The 21,302-nt window shown below is 35.8% G+C and carries 17 protein-coding genes and 1 pseudogene; 2 read left to right on the top strand and 16 right to left on the bottom strand.

All coding sequences use genetic code 11. From position 1 onward, the window contains the following. The 9 genes and pseudogenes from BOQ64_RS17085 to BOQ64_RS17125 form a co-directional block, all read right to left on the bottom strand. A partial coding sequence (locus BOQ64_RS17085; protein ID WP_164975831.1) for a hypothetical protein occupies window positions 1-2,762 on the bottom strand: 2,762 nt, incomplete at its 3' end. A gap of 13 nt (window positions 2,763-2,775) precedes the next feature. Next, window positions 2,776-4,395 (bottom strand): T9SS type A sorting domain-containing protein, encoded by a 1,620-nt coding sequence (locus BOQ64_RS17090; RefSeq protein ID WP_129058393.1) that lies wholly within the window; start codon window positions 4,393-4,395, stop codon window positions 2,776-2,778. Window positions 4,396-5,134: 739 nt separating this feature from the next. Continuing rightward, window positions 5,135-5,548 carry a hypothetical protein gene (locus tag BOQ64_RS17095; protein WP_129058394.1) on the bottom strand — a complete coding sequence of 138 codons (414 nt, stop codon included), beginning with the start codon at window positions 5,546-5,548 and terminating at the stop codon, window positions 5,135-5,137. Window positions 5,549-5,848: 300 nt separating this feature from the next. Further along, window positions 5,849-6,238 carry a hypothetical protein gene (locus tag BOQ64_RS17100; RefSeq protein ID WP_129058395.1) on the bottom strand — a complete coding sequence of 130 codons (390 nt, stop codon included), beginning with the start codon at window positions 6,236-6,238 and terminating at the stop codon, window positions 5,849-5,851. Window positions 6,239-6,334: 96 nt separating this feature from the next. After that, a pseudogene (bglX, locus tag BOQ64_RS17105) lies at window positions 6,335-8,661 on the bottom strand (beta-glucosidase BglX). A 77-nt stretch (window positions 8,662-8,738) separates the two neighbouring features. Further along, on the bottom strand, window positions 8,739-9,440 hold the full coding sequence (locus tag BOQ64_RS17110; protein ID WP_228448436.1) for a prolyl oligopeptidase family serine peptidase: 702 nt from the start codon (window positions 9,438-9,440) through the stop codon (window positions 8,739-8,741). A 127-nt stretch (window positions 9,441-9,567) separates the two neighbouring features. Beyond that, entirely contained in the window at window positions 9,568-10,959 is a 1,392-nt protein-coding gene (locus tag BOQ64_RS17115) for a glucoamylase family protein (RefSeq protein WP_129058398.1), read from the bottom strand. 67 nt (window positions 10,960-11,026) lie between these two features. Beyond that, complete coding sequence (locus tag BOQ64_RS17120; protein ID WP_228448437.1) at window positions 11,027-12,442, bottom strand: RagB/SusD family nutrient uptake outer membrane protein; 1,416 nt, start codon at window positions 12,440-12,442, stop codon at window positions 11,027-11,029. Between the two features lie 12 nt (window positions 12,443-12,454). Next, entirely contained in the window at window positions 12,455-15,268 is a 2,814-nt protein-coding gene (locus BOQ64_RS17125; protein WP_129058399.1) for a SusC/RagA family TonB-linked outer membrane protein, read from the bottom strand. A 348-nt stretch (window positions 15,269-15,616) separates the two neighbouring features. Here BOQ64_RS17125 and BOQ64_RS17130 point away from each other — a divergent pair, with 348 nt between their 5' ends. Next, entirely contained in the window at window positions 15,617-16,288 is a 672-nt protein-coding gene (locus BOQ64_RS17130) for a DUF4197 family protein (protein WP_129058400.1), read from the top strand. A 42-nt stretch (window positions 16,289-16,330) separates the two neighbouring features. Then, a complete protein-coding gene (locus BOQ64_RS17135) occupies window positions 16,331-16,636 on the top strand; it encodes a DUF493 family protein (RefSeq protein WP_129058401.1) in 306 nt (101 codons plus the stop codon). 122 nt (window positions 16,637-16,758) lie between these two features. Here BOQ64_RS17135 and BOQ64_RS17140 read toward each other — a convergent pair whose 3' ends face one another. The 7 genes from BOQ64_RS17140 to BOQ64_RS17170 all read right to left on the bottom strand — a co-directional run bounded on the left by BOQ64_RS17140 (window position 16,759) and on the right by BOQ64_RS17170 (window position 21,272). After that, window positions 16,759-17,109 carry an ArsC/Spx/MgsR family protein gene (locus BOQ64_RS17140; protein ID WP_129058402.1) on the bottom strand — a complete coding sequence of 117 codons (351 nt, stop codon included), beginning with the start codon at window positions 17,107-17,109 and terminating at the stop codon, window positions 16,759-16,761. An 87-nt stretch (window positions 17,110-17,196) separates the two neighbouring features. Then, on the bottom strand, window positions 17,197-17,811 hold the full coding sequence (locus BOQ64_RS17145; protein ID WP_068943809.1) for a deoxynucleoside kinase: 615 nt from the start codon (window positions 17,809-17,811) through the stop codon (window positions 17,197-17,199). Window positions 17,812-17,838: 27 nt separating this feature from the next. Continuing rightward, window positions 17,839-18,804, bottom strand: coding sequence for a hypothetical protein (locus BOQ64_RS17150; RefSeq protein ID WP_129058403.1), 966 nt, complete (start codon window positions 18,802-18,804; stop codon window positions 17,839-17,841). Between the two features lie 90 nt (window positions 18,805-18,894). Then, window positions 18,895-19,917 (bottom strand): glutaminyl-peptide cyclotransferase, encoded by a 1,023-nt coding sequence (locus BOQ64_RS17155; RefSeq protein ID WP_129058404.1) that lies wholly within the window; start codon window positions 19,915-19,917, stop codon window positions 18,895-18,897. A gap of 35 nt (window positions 19,918-19,952) precedes the next feature. After that, entirely contained in the window at window positions 19,953-20,336 is a 384-nt protein-coding gene (locus BOQ64_RS17160) for a VOC family protein (RefSeq protein WP_129058405.1), read from the bottom strand. Window positions 20,337-20,341: 5 nt separating this feature from the next. Next, complete coding sequence (locus tag BOQ64_RS17165; RefSeq protein ID WP_129058406.1) at window positions 20,342-20,842, bottom strand: GNAT family N-acetyltransferase; 501 nt, start codon at window positions 20,840-20,842, stop codon at window positions 20,342-20,344. Between the two features lie 4 nt (window positions 20,843-20,846). Continuing rightward, window positions 20,847-21,272: an SRPBCC family protein gene (locus BOQ64_RS17170; protein WP_129058407.1), complete on the bottom strand. Its 426-nt coding sequence runs from the start codon at window positions 21,270-21,272 to the stop codon at window positions 20,847-20,849. Between the last annotated feature and the right edge of the window lie 30 nt (window positions 21,273-21,302).

Below are 21,302 nucleotides of genomic sequence, written 5' to 3' on the forward strand. Positions count from 1 at the left end.
GCATCGTTTTGATTCTGTTTCTTGATAACCGTTGTCTCTAAAGGAATACCTATTATATTAGCATTGATCAGTTTTTGGTTGCCTTTCTCAGAAGCATACAGGTAAGATGTTTCTGTAGAAGAGCCATTATTAACATCGGTTGCAATTTGCTTCATCAGATTAATCGGTTTTTGGATATTGTCAGTGGAATAATTACTATTAACTCTTGCAATAACCTCATTTCCATTAATATAATCTTTTGTTGTACTTTCAGACAGTAGAAATTTCCCTGATTCTACAGGATATGATTCCTGTACTATTGTAGAATAAAAACTACCCGATGCTTTGCTTACATTTCTGTCAAGCACGATAAGCTTTCCATAGGGAACTACCATGAGTGGATTTCCATAAGAATTTGATGATAAAGCATTTTTAGAATACGTAAGCGTATAATTATAAATAATTTCTTTTATAGGACTTGTTCCGTTATCTGTATAATATTTTTCATTAATCAGGTTTTTGTTGACAAAACGAAACGGATTAAAGCCATATCCAATGTTGGATAAGTCAAGTTCACCACCCTCCGGGATAAACTGATAGACTTTTCTGCCTTTCCCCAAAGTATACTCTGTTACGTATTCATAATTCACTACATCTTTCCCAAGAAGACTGGAGTTCACTGCCTGATCTGCACTCAAACCATACATATTGCAGAATATTGATTTTCCATCAACTTCAAATGCTTTTGGGACAAGGTTTAAAAATTTTAAAGGTGAGGCAAGCGATGCTGAAGACCGTTCACCAGCAAGATTAGGGTTATGGTATTCAAATCTTCGTTTAGTGTATTTGGTTGTCCCGTCAAAGTCCTCTATGCTTTTTATTCGGAGTCCCCCTACAATCGTATTTTGATTGCTTATTTCTTTGATGTATTTTATTTTTGAAACTTTCAGCGTCGTAGAACAATTCCCCATTCTTCTTACCCGGATTCTTTTAGGTGCCAGAGGATTTTGAAAAAATTTATTGTTTGCAGGTGCTGCATAGCCATCTGTTAATGGTCCAATAACATCAGTACCACTAAATGTTGCCAGAGTATTCCATTGATTATTCACAAACTCATCAATGTAGGCCGTCCCCATGCTGCTTCCATTTTCAGGAATTTGATTAGGAATCTGATTAGAACATGAATTAAGAAACTCAACCCATAGCTTTTCATCAGGGTTTACGGGATTTATATCAAAATAAAAGTATTCATTGGAAGGAGTAGTCATCAGGATATTCTCATACTCGTCCTGATCACTGGTATAAGAATTGTTGATATAACCGTATATAACTTCCTGCTTTTGGGGAATAATCAACTTGCTCCATAGGGTATTGTTTTCATAGGAAAAAGCAGATGATCCACCTGTAGGATAAGTAATTTTCTTTAAAATATAGGTTTGGGTGTACGCTGGATCTACACTTCTGTCACTCCCTTCCGTATAATCTTTATTAAAATAATGCATATTGGGAATGAGCCCTATTCCCCCAGTCTTTCCATTAGAATATCCCCAGATATCCTGCGAATAGCTGCCTATAGACGGCAGGTCTTTTTCATTATATTCAAAAGAATATCTGTTGTTTTCCAACAGGTTTTCTACCCCAAGAAGTTTGAGCCTATAATGTCTATATTCCGAACTTGAAATACCCGGACGTGTAAAATAATCCTGAACTAATCTTAAGCTTCTTACTACCCTATCGCTTTTATTATCAATTACTTTAATTCCATCTAACGCATAAGTATTCTCAGGATTATCTGCAAAAATATCTTTTCTGCCAATTGTTCCATTAAGAGTATTGGTATAATTAAATTTTATACTTTCGTTGTTGTAAGTAATCTCTGTAAGCAGTTTATCAAGATAATGATTCGTGGTAGTAGAGTGAATATTCTTTTGTCCTGCTACGCAATTATCAACTGCTGTGGGAACGGGATAGTATATATCGGTATAACCATGAGTGATATTTTTATATGACATGTATTTATCATATTTAAATATAATTTCTTCTTTATTCGGAAGCGTAATTTTGTCTAATAAAAATGATGCTCTATAGCCAAAACTAAAAAAAGGTGTACTCTGCAAAAGAAGAGAACTTCCTACTTTCAAAGTATAAATAATCCCCTGGGGATCTGTAATGGTAAATTCATTATTAGCATCAGAATAAGAAATCTTGATATTCTCATAAGGAATGGTATGAAAGTTTCCATCGGTATCTCTTGTGAAGGAGCCCGAAATGGTAGGAAGACTGTAATGATAAATATCGGGTTCCGTATCTACTACATCATCTCTGAGGGCCTGTAACTTAGCAAGCATCTCTGTAGGAAAACTTTCAAAATTGACAGGATCAACATACTGATAATCATAAATGTTGCTGGGAAACCATCGTGCACTACTATTTAAATCTTCTTTTCCGTGCACTTCCACAGAAATACTGTTTGGAATTGATAATGCCCAACCCAAACCTACTGTACTTGATGTCTCATCTACTTTTATTCCACCGGTATTGTAGGTTAAGTTAATAGGAATGGAAACACCGAATTTAGTAGAAATGGCATGTAATGGTACAGAAATGTTAAGTTTCCCGGTTCTGTAATCTACCGGGAAGTCTCCAACTTTGAACATGCTGTAAGTTTCAGGTGTCGTTGGAAATATTTTCTGAATATCATTTTTAGCACTGGGATCTATAGAAGTTTGTCCCAATGTCATAATGCCTGACAATGCAGATGCCAGCAGTATTATTTTCTTCATGATTAATGTTTTTTTATTTTTTGATCAGCTTTGCATTCGCCGTTTTGTTATTATCTGTTTTTATAGTCACCAAATAAGCTCCCTGTATTAAAGCCTGGGTATTAATTTTAGTCACTCTGTTCTTGGTTTTGAAGTTCTGAAGCTGTCTTCCACTCATATCATACAGCATAATATCAGCTTCTTTGAAATCATAGCCAATTTCTATATAGGCATAGTCTGATACTGGATTTGGATAGATCTTGATGTCATATTTTTCTATCAGGTCATTCACCTGCTTATCTCCCAGCTTTACAATCTTCCAGTTCTCCTTGCCTAATTCTTTAGCACTCGTTCCGGCTAGAACAATAGAGCCGTCTTTATTTAATTTTACATCTGAAAGCCGTTCTTCTTTTTGTCGGGATTCTCCTGCTACATATTTTCGCCACTGTTCATTTCCGTTGCCATCTAAATACAGCATCCAGAAGGTTTCATCATCTTTTTCTATTCTTCCTTCTGCCTGAGTGTAACCACCTAATAAAATTCCTTTTGAGGATTTCCCATCTGCAGAATGAATCACGCTTGCTCCCATCAGAATGTCTCGGTTCTTGAAATTGTAGGACTTTTGCCACTGTTCATCACCTTTTTCATTTAAAGAAATCAGCCAAAGGTCTGTGCCTTCTTCAATCCCTACTGTTTTGTTTCCGGATCTTTCGGAGCGGGATTCGCCACCAATGATGTAACCGTTTGAAGTTAATGCCAGGGTTCTGATATGATCGTCTCCCTTCCCTCCAAAGTTCTTTTCCCACTCTACTTTTCCGGTTTTGTCCAGTTTGATGATCCAGTAATCACCTTCACCGAAATTTTCTGTGGATTTTGCAGTACGAGATGCGGGGTTCGGGGTGCGAGGATCAGAAGGTGATACATTTCCACGAGGGTTATCCCCGGATCCCGAAACACGAACCTCGGAACTCCTTGAATAAATTCCCAATAAGGCTCCACCATCTTTCGTTGGAATCATTTTCTCCACTTCATCTAATCCTTTTCCGCCTAAGACAAGTTGTGAAAGTTCTTTTCCATCTTTGTCAAGTCTGGTGATCCAGACATCTTTGGAACCATAACCTTTGGATGAGTTCTGTACATTTCCGGCTATAAAAAAGCCAAGATCGGTAGTCTGAATAACAGATCTTGCTTCTTCATCGGAAGTAGTTCCCAACGTTTTCTGCCACAATTCATCTCCAAACTCATTAATTCTGATGAGCCAGATATCTGATCCGCCTTTGGAATCTTCCTTTTTATCCAGTCCTTTTCCAGAATACGACGTTCCCGCCAATAGGAATCCTCCATCCTGAGTAGATACCGTAGCGGATAAATAATCATGATTATTTCCTGAGAAATACTTTTCCCAGGCTTCTTCTCCCTGTTGGTTCAGTTTAACAAGGTGGAAATCGTAGCCGTTGTTCTGTCTGCTTCCCTGTTGAAGTTTATCGCTCTGTATTGAGCTTCCCGTAATAAGATACTGCTGATCTATTGTTGTAGTAACCTGGCTTAGAAAATCCTGAGTTGAGGATTTGATATCTTTCTGCCAGAGAACTTCCTGAGCAGATAGCCCAAGAATGGTGCATACAGTACATGCACTGAGATAAAGTTTTTTCATTAACATTTGTTTTCCGAAGATAATATTATCTACTCACAATAAAGTGATATTAATTGTATTTTTATTGCAAATTGAAATATAATATTTGTACACATTAATCCTTAGTTTGAAGGAGTAATGAAAAAATGATGATTAAATAGTGAAGTTATGGTTGATAAGGCTTTCGTAAACCTTCTAAGAATGCTCTTTTCATTCATGTTGCTTTTAGTTTCTGTCATTAGTTTTGCTAATTTTTCGCAAATTTATCATTTTTAAAATCACGTTAATACGATTTAATATAAAATATTTATAAACATGAGGATATCTTTTTGCATTTTATGGTCTTGTATTGCCTTCTACAAAGCTAATAAAGCGGTACGACAGAAAGTGTCGTGTTATTTTTATGAAATGAGAAATACGGGTTTTGGCTAAAGCCCGGTCCTATTGATTTAACCACAAGATATTTAATACGAAAAAAAGTAGTTCAAATAGATTTAGAAAAGTATCTACATAACATCATATAGAATACGTAATATTGAATCTTAAAATTGTATTATCATTTATTGCCTATTCCTTATTACTCATAAAATTAGCCCCGATAGTAACGGTTACCCCGCAGCAGGTATGGAAAGCTTAGGCGCGAGGAGTATGAGTGGATAGCGGGTAAAGCTTCAAAAAAATAGATTTAATTACCCTCTGTGCATATCCATAAAAAAAGTCATTCTTTCGAATGACTTGCTTTTTCTTTGATAATCTGATTTTACTGATAAATGACTACATCATCTTTTTTAATCTGATAGCCTGTTTTCTTGTAAGGAACTAAAACATAGGTTTCTTTAATATAGCTTCCGCTTTTCCAGATTTTGTTTTTTCCTTCTTTTTCAAGAATAATGCTTTTGGCGTTGCCTTCTGGTATAAAAATTTCAGCTCGTTTCATGTCTTTACTAAAAATAACGGCCGTCATTGTATTATAGCTTTTATCCGAGCCTACTTCCTTTAATTTGATCTTCTGCTCGAAAACCCTCACACAATTATTTCTGATTTGTGAGTAAGTATACCCTGCTGAGCCTATACACCCATGAACATCCCGGTCTCCTCCCAAAGCCGGAGCTTTCTGTTGAGCAAAAACTAAAGAGCCAAGGAACATCGCAGTAAATAAAATTGGTTTTTTCATATTTAAATTATTAATGTTTTCAGTTTGGTAAAAGTATTTGGTAATAAAGATATTAATTTCATTTTGAGTTACAAAAACATTATCTCTGAATAACATATACCGTTTTATATTAGAATAATTTTAATAAAATACTTTTATGTCATTAAAATTAATATCAGCTATTCTGAATATCTATTGATCACTATAAAAATCCCAATAATGGGAACTATTGCAAATTAATACTTATTTCTTAAACTTCTTATATATCTACAAAAAAAGTCACTCTTTCGAGTGACTTAATTTTTATTTGAAAATCTGATTTTATTGATAGATTACAACATTATCCTTTTTAAGCTGATATCCGCTTTTTTTGTAAGGAACAAGTACATAACTATCTTTTTTCCAAGCTTTTGATTTTCCTGCTCTGGTAAGAATTACGCTACCACCTTCTGCATCTTTTACAAAAACCTCAGCTTTCTTTTTGTCTGTACTGAAAATAACCGCTGCAATATAATCTCCTTTTGTAGCAACCTCTTTTAATTTGATCTTTTCTTCAAAAGTTCTTACACAGTTCTTCTTGATCTGCGAATAGGTATACCCTGCAGAACCGATACATCCGTGAGCATCTTTATCGCCACCTAATGTTGGGGTCTGCTGTGCAAATACTAAAGTACCAAGGAACATTGCGCTCAATAAAATTGTTTTTTTCATGTTGTCTGTATTAATATGATAACTGGGCTGGGTATTAATAAAAATCATGCCAAAAAAACCATAAAACACATTACTGTGAAAATCTTTTTTACTTTTCTATTTTGTCCAGTTTACTTTAGAATGCTTCACCTCATCGGAGCTTGTTCCGATCATAATATCAAATTCTCCTGATTCCCAGTCGTATTTCAACTCTCCGTTATAGAATTTCAGGTTTTCCGGAGTGATATCAAAGGTTACTTTTTTCGATTCTCCTTTTTTCAAGAATATTTTCTGGAAACCTTTCAATTCTTTTACAGGTCTTGTAATACTTCCCACCATATCTCTGATGTATAACTGAACGACTTCAGCACCATCATAGTTTCCGGAATTGGTTACGGTTACTGATGCCTGAACGGTCTGGTTACCTTTCGGATTGGAATTGGAAATACTGATATCTGAATAATTGAACTTAGTATAGCTTAACCCATACCCAAATGCATATAACGGGGTATTACATTCGTCCATATAATTGGAACGGAATCTTTGGTACTCACATTTATCCGTAAGCTTCTGATCCAGCGGGCGGCCTGTGTTTTTGGCATTGTAGTAAATAGGGATCTGTCCCAGACTTCTTGGGAAAGTCATTGGAAGTTTTCCTGATGGGTTTACTTTTCCAAAAAGAACATCAGCCATAGCATTTCCTGCTTCTGAACCAGGAAACCATGCATTAACAATGGCATCAGGAGTATCTTTTACATTCGTTAATGCTAACGGACGGCCTGTGAAAAGAATCATTGCGATTGGTTTCCCTGTCTTTTTCAATTCATTTAAAAGGTCAACCTGTGATTGAGGAATAGTGATTTCTGATCTTGATGAAGATTCACCACTCATTTCTGCAGATTCTCCGATTGCCAGGACAATAACGTCAGCTTTATTGGCTACATCAACTGCTTCTTTTAATAGCTCTTCTTTTGAACGATTGTCTCTATCCGTTTTCTTTCCGTGAGCAGCATAGATTTCTTCCAGTTTTGCATCATAATCAATGTTAGCTCCTTTTGCGGAAAGGAATTTCACTTCTTTACCATAATTCGCCTGAAGCCCCTGCATTAAATTAACGGAAACATTATGCTTTGTAGCAACACTCCAGGTTCCGGACATATTGATTGAATTATTCACCAAAGGGCCAATTACAGCAACCGTTCCTGATTTTTTTAAAGGCAATACCTGGTTTTCATTTTTCAGTAAAACCATAGACTGAGCAGCAACATTTCTTGCAATGTTACGGTTTTCCAGATTGTACACTTCTTTGGCAGCCAGTTTTGCATCCCCATGTTTGTAAGGATTATCGAAAAGACCTAAATCATATTTTGCTTCCAGGATTCTTCTGGCAGCCATATCAATTTCAGCCTGTGTAACTTTTCCTTCTGATAAGGATTTTTTTAAAGTGGTTAAAAAACCTTCTCCTACCATGTCCATATCAACACCTGCTTTTAAAGCCAGTGCAGAAACCTGTTGAAGATCTCCCATTCCGTGGTCAACCATTTCATTGATTCCGGTATAATCTGTTACTACAAAGCCTTTGAATTTCCATTGATTTCTCAACACTTCGGTCTGAAGCCATCTGTTTCCTGTTGCAGGAACACCGTCCACTTCATTGAAAGAAGCCATTACTGAAGCTACACCTGCATCTACAGCGGCTTTATAAGGTGGAAAATACTCATTGAACATTCTTACGTGGCTCATATCAACCGTATTATAATCTCTTCCGGATTCTCCGGCTCCATATAAAGCAAAGTGCTTCACACAGGCTAATATATTGGTTCCATTAGCTAAATCTTTACCTTGATATCCATAAACCATATTTTTGGAGATCTCACTTCCTAAATATGGATCTTCACCGGAACCTTCGGAAACTCTTCCCCATCTTGGTTCGCGGGAGATGTCCACCATTGGAGAAAATGTCCAGTTAATCCCATCAGATGCAGCTTCTCTTGCGGCAACTTTTGCAGACTGCTGTACCAGATTCATATCCCATGAAGCAGCAAGTCCTAGTGGAATAGGAAAAGTTGTTTCATATCCGTGGATAACATCCATTCCGAAGATCATTGGAATTTTCAGACGGCTTTTTTCAACAGCTACTTTCTGAACGGCTTTAATTTTATCTGCTCCTTTTATATTGAATAACCCGCCTACTAATCCCTGTTCTACTTTTTTTCCGATATCTGAACTCTGAGCCATTCCGGTAGTAAAATCCCCGGAAGTTGGAAGGTTCATCTGACCGATTTTTTCATCTAAGGTCATTTTAGATAAAAGATTGTCTACAAAGGCTTTTCTTTTAGCCTGATATTGTGCAGTCTGATAGGACTGTACAGGCTTATCTACCATTCCTGAGCGGAAAACACCGGCGAAAGGGCCAGGGTTGCTAGTACAATTAACTTTTTCATAAATCTATCTTCTTATATTATTGTTTTGATTTCGTTTCATTTTATTTTATTTTTTGCCACTACACTTCTGTTGCTATCTATTTTTCCTTCTTTTTAGAAAGCATCCATTCATATAACTGTGGATTTGAGTAGGCTGAATCCCATGAATTGTGATTATCATTCGGGAAGATCACCAATTCTGCTGTTGGGTTTACAGGGTGAAGCTTCTGGTAAAATTTAAAAGCATTTTCCGGCAATACGATATCATCCATTCCGCCGTGAAATATTTTCATATTCAAATCTTTAAACTGCTGTATATTGGCCGTCATCACCTGATCTGTAGGCGCACAAACCGAAGCTACAGCTGCAAACATTTCAGGATGTTCCATAGCCAGTTTCAAAGTTCCCCAGCCGCCCATAGACAGCCCTGTAAGATAAATTCGGGAGGCATCTATTTTATATTTTTTCTGAATTTCTTTAATCAGATGATATACTGTAACAGTATCCCACCAACCATCTGCCGGGCATTGCGGTGCCAAAATAGCGACCGGTTCCTTGATCAGATTTTTATAAGTGAACGGGCTGTGTGCTTTTACCAGTTCAAGGTTATTTCCTCTTTCTCCTGAACCGTGAAGAAAAACAATCAGAGGAACATTTCCTTTTGTATTTTTAGGATAGTCCAGGATATAAGACATTTTCTCCTGTCGTTTAACTTCTTTATTCAGTTCTGCTTTTATTTCCTGAGCATTAAGCTGTAAGGAAAACGGAAGCAATAAAAGGGGAAGATGTTTTAATTTCATAGTGATATCAGGTTTTGGCTAAAGCCTTTGGTTTTTATTTTTTTCTCTCGCTGATTATTCAGATTGAGCAGATTATGGTGTTTGAGTTATCCTATAAATTCTGCAACATCAGTTAAATCAGTGAAAATTATTTTATTCCATATTTAGTAGATTGAAAGCTCAGTTTTTTCAGTCCCTGTTGAATTTCAGGAGCATTCATAAACAGCTTCCATAAGAACCCGGTTCTGTAATTTTCAATCATCGGAGCTATTGTTCCCTGATCAATGGCCAGGTATCTTGGGGTAAACCAATTGTTATAATTGATGGATGTTGCATCATAAGGACCTGCTGATCCTATGAATTCAGGTTTTTGAGTATACATGAATCTTAAAAAATCCATAGATTCTTTTGGAGTGTATGGGAAACTGCTTAAAGCAGCTGTAGGTGTTATTACTCCATTGTCATTTCCAGGCATGTGAGCAGTGTAACCTGTACCTCCGTCCTCGTTTCTTGTATATCCGGCTGTTAATCCCCAATAATTTGGGCCATAGCCTTTCCATTGTTTAGGGTTTTCAACACAGTATTTGTAATCAATAAGGGTTTGATTTTTATTGATATCAAAATAGTTTTTCACTAACTTGTCTGATAGTCCTGTCGGATCAAGTCCAATGTATGAATATTGAGCCCAGAAAAGCGGCCCGCCGTATTCTTCGGCATAGTTGTGTTTTACATACAGAGGTAATCCGTATTTAGTTTTGTCTGTAAGGTAAGTTCCATTTCTGGTCCAGCCTTTATAATAGGTTTCAGCATCTATAGAATAAGTTGGTGAGGATGCTGCAAGAATATAAGTGATCAGACATTCATTATAACCTTCTAATGGAAAGTTCATTTCCCATTGATATTCCGGTGACCAGTGCCAGTACAGAACTTTTTCTCCGCCTTTGGTATACCAGTTCCATTGAATTCCTTTCCAAAGTTCATCACATTTTGCAGCTAAAGCTTTTTCTTCTGCATTTCCGTTTTTAAAGTACTCACGAACCATCAGTATCCCTGAGGTAAGGAATGCTGTTTCTACAAGGTCTCCACCATTATCTTTCTTTCCAAAAGGAACTGTTTTTCCAGTTTCGCCATTGATCCAGTGTGACCAGGCACCTTTATGACGGTCTGCTTTTGCCAGAAAATCCATGATGTGCGTCAATCTTTTCACTGCTTCTTTTCTTGGAATAAAGCCTCTCTCCACTCCTACCAGTAAAGTTGCCAATCCAAATCCTGAACCGCCTGTTGTAATTACATGTTTATCATTATCAGGATAAATATTGTCCTCATGATAACGTTCTCTCCCCAGCATAGAATTAGGTTCAGCATAGTCCCAAAAGTATTTTAGAGCATCTTTCTGCACTTTATCCATCAGCTGTTCATCAGTAATGGTATTTTTTACAATACTATTTTTTACGGGTTCCTGTTTTGAAGCCTGAACATTTTTGCAGGAATAGGTAAAGAATAAAGAAGTTACGGCAATTGACAGTAGGGTCCTTTTCATTGGTATCGGGTTACGGGTTATAAAATTAGAGGAGAATTTTCACTCTCCTCTAGCTTATGGTTATTGATTAATATCCTGGGTTTTGTGTAAATACTCCGGCACTTTCTGTGATGGCATCAAATGGAATTGGAAATAATTCATTTTTTCCCGGTTTGAATCCATAAGAAGCAAGTACAGTTGCAGCCTGTCCTGTTCTTACAAGGTCTACAAAACGGTCTCCTTCCATGGCTAATTCTACTCTACGCTCATGCCAGATTGCATTTCTAAGAGCTCCTTGAGTTGAAGCAGTAGTTCCAGCAAGCTTAGCTCTGGTTCTCACTCTATTAAGATTAGTAGTAGCTACAGAAGTATTTCCTAATTCATTAGCTGCTTCGGCATTAATTAAAAGAATTTCTGCAAATCTTAATATTCTGATATTCTGGATAGATCCATAGCCACATGCACTCTTGTTCAAAGCTTTTGGCACATATACTTTTTGGTTATAAGTAGTTACAGACTGAGCATCTCCCATAGCAATTAAATCGCCCTCCGGAGTTGTTTCCCCATTTCTAAGAATGGTAAGCTCTTTTCTGATATCACCAGGTTCAAATGCATTTTCAAGAGCACTGGAAGGCGTGAAGAAGCCCCATCCAAACTGATCTCTTACTCCCTGTACTTCCGCATACTGACTTCCTTTCAATGGAGGAATACAATCACAGTTCACTTCAAAGACAGATTCTTTTCCAAATTCGCCTGATGGTCTGAATACATGGTTGAAGTCCGGATCTAAATCATATCCCATTGCCATTACCTGGTTAGAGGTGTCATAAGCTTTCTGCCAGTCTTTCTTATAAAGATATACTTTTGAAAGTAAGCCTAATGCTGCCCCTTTCGTCACTCTTCCCAAGTCTGAAGCAGGATAACTCTGCGGAAGAATTTCTGCTGCACTGGTAAGATCAGAGATAATAAAGTTATATACCTCCTCTACTGAGTTTCTCGGAATATTATAATTGCTCTGAAGTCCGTCAAAGATAGGAACACCACCATATATCCTAACTAAATTAAAATAAAGATATGCTCTCAGCATTTTTGCTTCTGCAACGAGTCTTGTTTTTAATGCAGCATCCATATCAATTTTTGGAACATTCGTAATCACCTGGTTACAGCTATTTAAGCCTTGCCACTGCCCGATCCAATATCCTCTTACTCCCTCATTACTAACTGTATACGTGAAGTTGTCATATTCATTGATAAAAGAAGCATCTCCGGGGTTAGATCCTTTAACCACATCATCAGCAGGTACTCCAAATACAAACTGATATGGGAAAGCTGAATTCTCCCAACTTCTCAAAAAACTATAGATAGCACTGGTTGCCTGTATTGCATCATCCTGAGTCTTAAAAAATGACGCAGCCTCTTTATAACCTTCCTGCTTTACATCTAAATAATCATTGCAGCTGGCTGCAAGTGACAATAATGCGATTGATAAAAATATCTTTTTCATAATTCTTTCTTGTTAAAATGTTAAATTAAGACCCATAGTATAAATGGCTGAAATTGGATAGATGTTATTATCCACCCCCATTTGTACTCTGTCAGTATTTAAGATTTCAGGTGAGAATCCATTATATTTGAAACTCGTCCAAGGATTCTGTGCACTTACATATAATCTTAATTTGGTAATTGACATCGATTTTGCAAATGATGTAGGTAAAGTATACCCGACCTGAATATTTCTAATTCTTATATAACTTCCATCTTCTACATAGAAACTGTTCGGTAAAATAATAGCCTGGTTGTTGGTTGCCATAGGATAAGCATTAGATGTTCCTGCACCATGCCATCTGTTATTATAAAAATCTAAATCCCAACTTTCATTTCCATAGCGTTGTTCTCTGTTGTAATTGTAAATTTTGTTACCAAACACTCCCTGGAAATCAATAGCGAAATCAAAATCATATACATTCATATTCACACCAAATCCATAAGTTCCTTTAGGAATTGGGCTTCCTAAGAATGTTTTATCTCTAACATCTATCACCCCATTTCCGTCAAGATCTGCAAATTTAAATCCACCAACCTGAGATCCATTTTGAATTGCAGCTGCATCTACTTCAGCCTGATTCTGGAAAACACCTGCTACCTGATAACCATAATATGAACCTACTGCCTGCCCTTCCTGCAGCCTTATGATTGAATTACCAAATAAGCTTGCTCCGGCATTTAAATAGGAATTATTAGCAACGGAAGTAATTCTGTTTTTAAGGGTAGTCATATTTCCATAGATACCCAACTTTATATGATCATTGATCTTAGTATCATAACTGATTGAAAATTCAAATCCTTTATTATTAAAAGAATAAGCATTCGTAACATAATTATTCCAGTTAGAAGCTCCAGAAACCATCCCCTGAACAATACCGTATACTACATCTTTGGTATCTTTATCAAAGTAAGTAGCATCAATTTTCAGTTTATTATTGAACATGGCCATTTCCAATCCGAAATCTTTACCTGTAGTTGTTTCCCAGCCGATATTCGGATCTATTACCCTGTCTATTGTTTGTGCAGGAGAACCTGAGTTTCCAAAATATGCACCAGCATCCAGGATCGTTGTATTTAATGTATAAGCTCTCTGTACATCCGGATTCCCCAATTTACCCCAGCTTGCTCTTAATTTTAAAAGATTAACAACATTCTGCTCACTCATAAAGTTTTCTTTGGAGATTACCCATCCTGCACTTACTGCAGGAAATACACGAGATCTGTCATTCGCAGAATATTTGGAAGTTCCATCTCTACGAACCGAAGCATTCACTAAGTATTTCCCATCATAATCATAATTAACCCTTCCGAAAAAAGATTGAATTCTATCCTGGTATGGAATAACATCTCTACCGCCCAGTTCAAAATCTGTTCGATAAATATCTGTTCCCTGAGAAATGTCCAGAGAAGCATTGTTTCCGTTGTAGTTTACATTTAATGCTTCTGCATACGCCTGAGAGTAAGAGTTTCTTGTTCTGGAAAAACCAGCTAATACTTCTACATTATGCTTACCAAAATCTTTTTTCCAGCTTAATGTATTATCCCAGATGTAATTTCTGGTTCTGGAATCTCTCGTTATTAATTTATTTGGTTTTTGATCAGCAATAGGAGCATAAAAGAATGTTGGAGTATATTCGTACTTATTCGAATTAATATTGTCCGTACTATAACTGATTCGTAAAGTAAAATCTTTTAAAAATTTATATTCTCCCCAGATATTATTCAGCATTCTTTCTTCTCTGGTTTGAGATCTGAATAAATCCATTTTTGCTCTGGAATTAGGAATTTTAAAATATTGATAATCTCCAGTAGCCGGATTGATAATTGGATAAATTGGTGGTGATGAATAAGCATCTAATAAAGTATTCTGTACATAATCTGTACGCATTTTGGAAAAAGTGAAGTTATTTCCAATAGTGATATTATCCGTAATTTTATAACTCAAATTCACTTTGGTCGTAAATCTGTTAAATCCACTTCCTGAATTAATACCTTGTCCGGCTGCCAAATTTCCTTCATCCTGAAGATTTCCGGCGCTTAGATAATAATTCAGTTTTCCAAGAGTACCTGAAGCCGAAATATCATTTGAATTAATAATACTAGTTCTAAAAATCTCTTTGAACCAGTCTGTATCGGCAGGATAATCTGATCTGTTTAAAAATACAGGATCCTTTACCTTATCATTAATTAGTTTTTCATTATACAACTGGATATACTGATCAGAATTAACCATTTTAGGAACGTTCGTTACTGTTTTAATCCCTAAATAAGAGTTAAAATTGAAAACCGGTTTTTTACCTCTTCCTGCTTTGGTCTTAATGATCACAGCACCATTAGATGCTCTTGCTCCATAAATTGCCAAACTTGAAGGATCTTTCAAAACACTCATCGATTCAATATCCTGAGAGTTTAAGAAAGAAATATCATCAGTAATCATTCCGTCCACAATAAAAACGGTTTTACCAGTCAATGAACCAATACCTCTGATATCGACTCTTGGAGAGCCTCCCGGTGCTCCAGAGTTTAATATCTGTACACCTGCTACTTTCCCCTGTATAGAACTAAGCGGGTTAGCATTAGGTTTATTCGCTAAATCTTTAGCAGAAACGATCCCGATACTACCGGTCACGTTTTCTTTTTTCTGAGATCCATATCCAATCAGGACAACCTCATCGATCTTCTGCTCTTTGGCAACAGTATCTTTTGGTTGTGTCTGAGCATTGACATTCATACCGAAGTATAAAACAGCAATGAGACATGAATATTTCAAATTACTTTGTTTCATATAGTTTCAATTTTATTCGTACAATCAGATTTTCAACATTGTCTCATTTTGAAGCAATTAATTTCTCAAATGAAGACATTAGCCAAAAATAGAAAAAAAACCGAAACATGTTAATATATCTTAAAAATTCAAAAACAATTATATTTTATTAAACAAAATATTCAATAAAATCACATTTTATAAATTTAAAACCAAAATAACCATCAATTCAATATCATATCTCCAATAACAAAAACGTGTTTTTAACAAAAAAATCACCAAATAATTCACTAATCATTAATATTTTGTTAAATAGATAATAGTATTTACCTTTGGTGCAGTTTTTGAAAAAAGCAATAAAAAAGATCAATGAAAAAATATATCATTGCAGCGGCTCTTATAATGGGAACCGGTGCCGTTATTACCACCACTGTACAATCCTGTACAACGCTTGCCACTTCGGACATGGGACTTTCCATTATTAAAAGAATGTTGCTTAATGGTATTGACAAAGGAATGGGTGTTTACACTAATAAAGAAGCTTTTTTACAGAATAATATGGTAGATAAGGCTCTTCCCAAACAGCTTAGAGAAATCAACTCTATGTTAGAAAAAATTGCTCCGTCACTGGTTGCTAAGGAAAGAGATTTCATTGCCCAGACAGCTGCTTATACTGTAAATACTTCGAGACCTATTCTACAGGGCGCTGTAAACAGCCTAAACGCTCAGGATGTAACCCGAATTATTGAAGGCACTACTGCTACACAAATTCTAAAAGAGAAAACATCACAACAGCTTATTGCAGCCATTGCTCCCAAAGTAGATGAAAAACTGAATGAATATGGTATTGTAAAAACCATCAACACTGCTTTAGCCGGAAATAATTTCCTGGGAAGTCTTTTAGGGGGTAATCAAAATACAGTTAACGCAGGCGGATTAAGCCAACTTGCTTCTGAACAACTGGTAGCCGGACTCTTCAATATCATTGAAGATTATGAACATCAGAACTCCAAGTCTCTATTAGGGCCATTTGGAAAATAGGAAAAATTTCGTTATATTTATATATTATATTAAGAACTGCAGATGGATATATTACAAGGAAATCAACACGCAAGTCCTGAAGATTTCTATAAATCTTTAAAGGAAAAACTGGAAGGTCATCATGATTTTCCTGAGGATTATTTATTTAAATTTATTATTCCTACAGACCAATCAAAACTTACTGAAATTTACAAAGTTTTTGATGGTATTAAATTTACATTAGGAAACCGCGAAAGCAAAAATGGGAAATACACTGCCTGCAACATTAATGCATTTGTTTTAGATGCTGATCAGGTTGTGAAAATTTATCAGGAAGTAGCAAAAATAGAAGGCGTAATTCTATTGTAAAATAAAAAAAGGCTGTCAGATGACAGTCTTTTTAATTTTAACCCTGATTCCCAATCAGGGCATCTCTAAAAATAAATCTGCGGCTGTTTCTTTGAAACAGCCGCAGATTTTATGTATATTTATTATTTCTCAATAAAGAACTTTACATTCTCAATAGGTCTTCCTAACATGGCTACTGAGCCTTTTACCAGAATAGGTCTCTGGATCAGGGATGGATTTTCAGAGAGAATTTTGATCCATTCTTCTTCTGAATAGTTTTTGTCTGCATAGTTTTCAGTGTACAGCTTATCTGTCTTCCGAATGATATGAAAGACACTCTGATTAAGCTTTTTCAATACGGTTTTGATCTCCAGAATACTTAACGGATCTTCAATAATATTAATAATCTCGAAAGACACTCCGTTTTCATCAAGATACTCCAATACTGCATTTGATTTTGAGCAATTTCCGTTATGTAAAACCTTCACTAACATTTCTAATTATTTTAAAAATTAAACTTGCTTATCACAAATGTAACAAGAATTGAATGGACGTTGTCTTAATGTTCTGATAAAAGTTTGTTAAAACAATCCGTGCAGTTCTGTTTCAATTTTTTCCAAAATTAATCCGAAGTCTTCCGGTTTTTCAACGAAATCCAAATCGTCCACTTCAATAATCAACAGTTTTCCTTCTGTATAGTTGGAAATCCATTTTTCATATTTCTGATTCAATTTTGAAAGGTATTCTATGCTGATAGACGCTTCGTACTCACGTCCTCTTTTGTAAATCTTTTTTACCAGGTTCGGAACGTCAGATTTCAGATAAATTAAAAGATCCGGTGCTGAAACAAACGATTTCATCAGATCAAAAACAGATGAATAGTTATTAAAATCCCTGTCTGAAAGAAGATTCATATCATTTAAGTTTTCAGCAAAGATGTGTGCATCTTCATAAATGGTACGGTCCTGAATAATGTTTTTACCACTTTCTCTGATCTCTTTTACCTGGCGGAATCTGCTTCCCAGAAAATATACCTGCAGTGCAAAACTCCACTTGCTCATATCTGAATAAAAATCTTCAAGATAAGGGTTGTGATCTACGTCTTCAAACTGTGCATCCCATCCGTAATGCTTAGAAAGCATAGTGGTTAAAGTTGTTTTTCCGGCTCCAATGTTTCCTGTAACTGCAATATGCATAATAATCTTTTTCCTTGTATTTACTGATTAATTGATAAGTTTTTCTACGCCTGCTGCCTGAACTTCGGAAGTTTCTTCAATCAGTTGTTCCAATGTATTATCAGAAGGTTTCTTGTCTACCTCTGTTTCGTTGGACTTTTCTTTCACATTTTCTAAAGGTTTCCCGCTAGATTGTTCTATGATTTGAAGTTCAAGTTCCTGTTGTTTTTGCTGTCTGGCTTTCTTTACTTTTTCAAGGCTGTAAAGATAGAGCTTGTTTCCCTTGATTTCAAAATAAGAAAGGATGTTTTTATCCACAATTTGCGCTTCAGGATCGTCAAAAACAATACTCAGCCCTTTCTCAGGAACATATTTTAAGATGGAATTATTGGCAACAACCAATATATTATCATTCTCTCTTCTGAATCTTTTTCCGTTATCCACCGGGGCTTCAAACAGTTTTTCAAACTTCAGATTATAAATTCTGATATGTTTTTTGGTAAGAACATATACCTTGGTTTCATACACCAGCAAATCCATCAGATCCTCGAAACTGATGTCAAAAGGAAAAGAATTGATGGTTGTATCATTTCTGAAGTTATATTGTATCAGACGTTTTGTACTGTCGTCCAATAACCATAACTGTTGTAAATCTTCAGCATAAGCCATTCTGATAAAGCCAAACTTCTGTTTGAAGTCAATCTTTTGGATTTCATTCATATTCTGATCCACAAACTTCATTTCCTGAGCATTTTCAGAAAACAAAGGTACATTTAATGGATTTTGGACCGTTTGTACTTTATAGGGAACGGTAAGCATCATTTTCCCGATTTGCTTCCCTAGAGAGTCATATTTGGTAAAGCTAAAATCTTTATTTTTATAGATGTACAGATTTCCGTAGTCGTCGGCAAGCATATCTTTGGCCTCTTTTAGTTTCAAAGTATCCAAAGGCAGAACGTTCTGCGCCGCAGAGGTACAGAAGATGAAAATGCATATCAGGTAGATTAATCTCAAAATTCTTTTTACTAAGATAGCGCTCCTCACGGAACGCTACCAATTTACATACTTTATTTTATTCGGATAGAAATTGTTATGAAACTTTTCTTATTTGATAACAACTTCATAAATCTTCGGCCAGTTCTTCCCTGTCACCAACATATTTTCTCCTTTGAAAGCAATACCGTTCAATACATCATCACTTCCTTTGGTATTTTGTTTTGCAATTTCAGTGAAATCAAATGTACCCACTACTTCTCCGGTTTTAGGATCAATTTTCAGAATGATTGGTTTTTGCCACACGTTAGCATACACAAACCCATTGTGATATTCCAGCTCGTTAAGTTGGTCATAAGCTTGTGAGCTACCTGCTACAGCAATATATTTGATCAATTTTGAAGGATCATTAGCATCCAGGAAATATAATAACTTACTTCCATCTGATGCAATCAGGTTTTTCCCGTCATAGGTAAGTCCCCAACCTTCTCCTAATACATTTGGGTAAGCAAATTCTGAAAGTAATTTCAGGGAACTCTTATCATAAATGTATCCTTTTTTACTTTGCCATGTCAACTGATACACTTTGTCTCCAACAATAGTACTTCCTTCAGAAAAATCTTCCGGAGCCTGCTTAGTAGAAGCAAGGGGTGTAGTTGTTCCAAGTGTATATTTTAAAATCTGTGAAGATCCGTTTTGCCCGTCACTTTCGTAAATTGTATTTCCATCTGCCTGAAATCCCTGCACAAAGTTTTTAGGATCGTGAGGATATTCTGCTACAATCTGGTACGCAATATTTTTTTCAGGATTTTTTGCAAAAACATTGATGGTTGCATCCTGGTTCAATACTTCCCCACCTTTGGTCTTAACATTAAAAGTTACTGCATTATCTCCTAAAGTAAAAAACTTAGGATCAATAGTAAGGTCTGTAGTTTCTTTATCTCCAAAGCTGATGGTTATGCTTTCTGCATTTTCCGTTACCTCTTTCGGAAGCTGAAGTTTATCCCCAAAATGATATCCCTTTTCCACCATTGAATTATTATAGGTGTTTAATGTATCAAGAATCTCTTTATTCTTGTTACAAGATGCCAGTAATAAAATGGCTGCGAAACCCGCTATTATATTTTTTTTCATTGACTTTCTAAATATTTCCCCAAAAATAGCAAATTTTATTCCGTATTGCCAATATTATCCACGGGTTCACTAAATTGTAGGATATATCCGTTGTTATCGTATATTGCAAACTCTCTCATTCCCCATTCAAAAGTCTCAATTTTATAACAGATTTTGGCCTTTGTTTTAAGATCTTCCCATAATTCATCTACTTTATCTACATTAAAATAAAATGATCCGGTAAAACCTATAGCCACTGGTTTTTCATGCTCATTAGGCCGAGCAAGCATAATGTAGACCTCATTTTTTTGAAGTGATGCCCACTGCCATTCATCGTTTCTGCTCAGTAATTCAAAGCCTAAAATATGTGTATAAAACCCTATGGTTTCATCCAAATTTTCAGTCCAAAGCATGGGACGAAGCCCTGTAAATCTGCTCATGATTTCTATACTTCAAAAGCTTCTTTTTGAATCTTCATATTGATTGAAACCCAGGTTTCATCATCTATTTTCACTTCATTCTTTACATCCGGATCAATAGAGAACCCTACTTTTTTATAGCATTCAATGGCTCCGGTATTCCAGTCGTATACATTAAGTTCTGCCAGTTCTCTGTTTAAATTACTGAATCCGTATTTCAGGAGTTCCTGCATTACTTTTTTCCCATAGCCTTTTCCACGGTTGTTTTCATCCCAAATAAGGATTCTTCCCAACAGAAAGGTTTTTTCTTTTAAAAATATCTGAGCATGACCAATTGTATTTTGATTTTCAACATCAACTATTTTGAAAAGGGTTCTGTTTTCATCAGATAAATCTCCTTCAAGCTGTTCTTCCGTTAAAGGAAAACAGTACATAGGCCCGGCAAACTGAAGCAGTTCCCTTTGATCTTTAATGTTTGAAATTAATGCCGATGCGTCCTTAATATGAAAAGGCTGTAATGCTATCATTTTTTTATTTTTCTAAATATTCTTTTAAACTTTGACCTACAATTGAATTCCAGCCACCTGTAAAGTTTTCTCTTGAAAAGCCTTCTCCCAGCTCTTTGAAATTTTCAATATCATCATGAGTGAGTCTCACCAGAATTCCGTCATCTTCAGGTTGAAGCTCCCATGTAACAGTTGTTTTTTGATCTGAAAAATCAGGATAAGACCAAGTATGCTTTAGTTTTTGATTGGGAATAATCTCTAAAACTTCACCCTGATGATGGTATTTATTTTCACCTCCCGGTTCGTAGAAATTAAATGTTTTGCCTACCGTTGGTTCAAAATCCTGAATATCAAAATACCAGGACTTCATTTCATTTCTATCAGTTAATGCTTTCCAAACCTTTTCGATGGGCGCATTTATTTTGTATTGAACGGTGATTGGTGTATTCATAGTATTAAAGTTTGAATGAACTACTCTATT

Origin of the sequence: Chryseobacterium sp. CH25 (assembly GCF_004119455.1) — a bacterium.
Classification (GTDB): domain Bacteria; phylum Bacteroidota; class Bacteroidia; order Flavobacteriales; family Weeksellaceae; genus Chryseobacterium.

Excerpts from the sequence above, each read along its gene's own strand:
- BOQ64_RS17090 (WP_129058393.1), bottom strand. The coding sequence starts at position 4,395 with ATGAAAAAACTTTATCTCAGTGCATGTACTGTATGCACCATTCTTGGG.
- BOQ64_RS17095 (WP_129058394.1), bottom strand. The coding sequence starts at position 5,548 with ATGAAAAAACCAATTTTATTTACTGCGATGTTCCTTGGCTCTTTAGTT.
- BOQ64_RS17100 (WP_129058395.1), bottom strand. The coding sequence starts at position 6,238 with ATGAAAAAAACAATTTTATTGAGCGCAATGTTCCTTGGTACTTTAGTA.
- BOQ64_RS17110 (WP_228448436.1), bottom strand. The coding sequence starts at position 9,440 with ATGAAATTAAAACATCTTCCCCTTTTATTGCTTCCGTTTTCCTTACAG.
- BOQ64_RS17115 (WP_129058398.1), bottom strand. The coding sequence starts at position 10,959 with ATGAAAAGGACCCTACTGTCAATTGCCGTAACTTCTTTATTCTTTACC.
- BOQ64_RS17120 (WP_228448437.1), bottom strand. The coding sequence starts at position 12,442 with ATGAAAAAGATATTTTTATCAATCGCATTATTGTCACTTGCAGCCAGC.
- BOQ64_RS17125 (WP_129058399.1), bottom strand. The coding sequence starts at position 15,268 with ATGAAACAAAGTAATTTGAAATATTCATGTCTCATTGCTGTTTTATAC.
- BOQ64_RS17130 (WP_129058400.1), top strand. The coding sequence starts at position 15,617 with ATGAAAAAATATATCATTGCAGCGGCTCTTATAATGGGAACCGGTGCC.
- BOQ64_RS17135 (WP_129058401.1), top strand. The coding sequence starts at position 16,331 with ATGGATATATTACAAGGAAATCAACACGCAAGTCCTGAAGATTTCTAT.
- BOQ64_RS17140 (WP_129058402.1), bottom strand. The coding sequence starts at position 17,109 with ATGTTAGTGAAGGTTTTACATAACGGAAATTGCTCAAAATCAAATGCA.
- BOQ64_RS17145 (WP_068943809.1), bottom strand. The coding sequence starts at position 17,811 with ATGCATATTGCAGTTACAGGAAACATTGGAGCCGGAAAAACAACTTTA.
- BOQ64_RS17155 (WP_129058404.1), bottom strand. The coding sequence starts at position 19,917 with ATGAAAAAAAATATAATAGCGGGTTTCGCAGCCATTTTATTACTGGCA.
- BOQ64_RS17160 (WP_129058405.1), bottom strand. The coding sequence starts at position 20,336 with ATGAGCAGATTTACAGGGCTTCGTCCCATGCTTTGGACTGAAAATTTG.
- BOQ64_RS17165 (WP_129058406.1), bottom strand. The coding sequence starts at position 20,842 with ATGATAGCATTACAGCCTTTTCATATTAAGGACGCATCGGCATTAATT.
- BOQ64_RS17170 (WP_129058407.1), bottom strand. The coding sequence starts at position 21,272 with ATGAATACACCAATCACCGTTCAATACAAAATAAATGCGCCCATCGAA.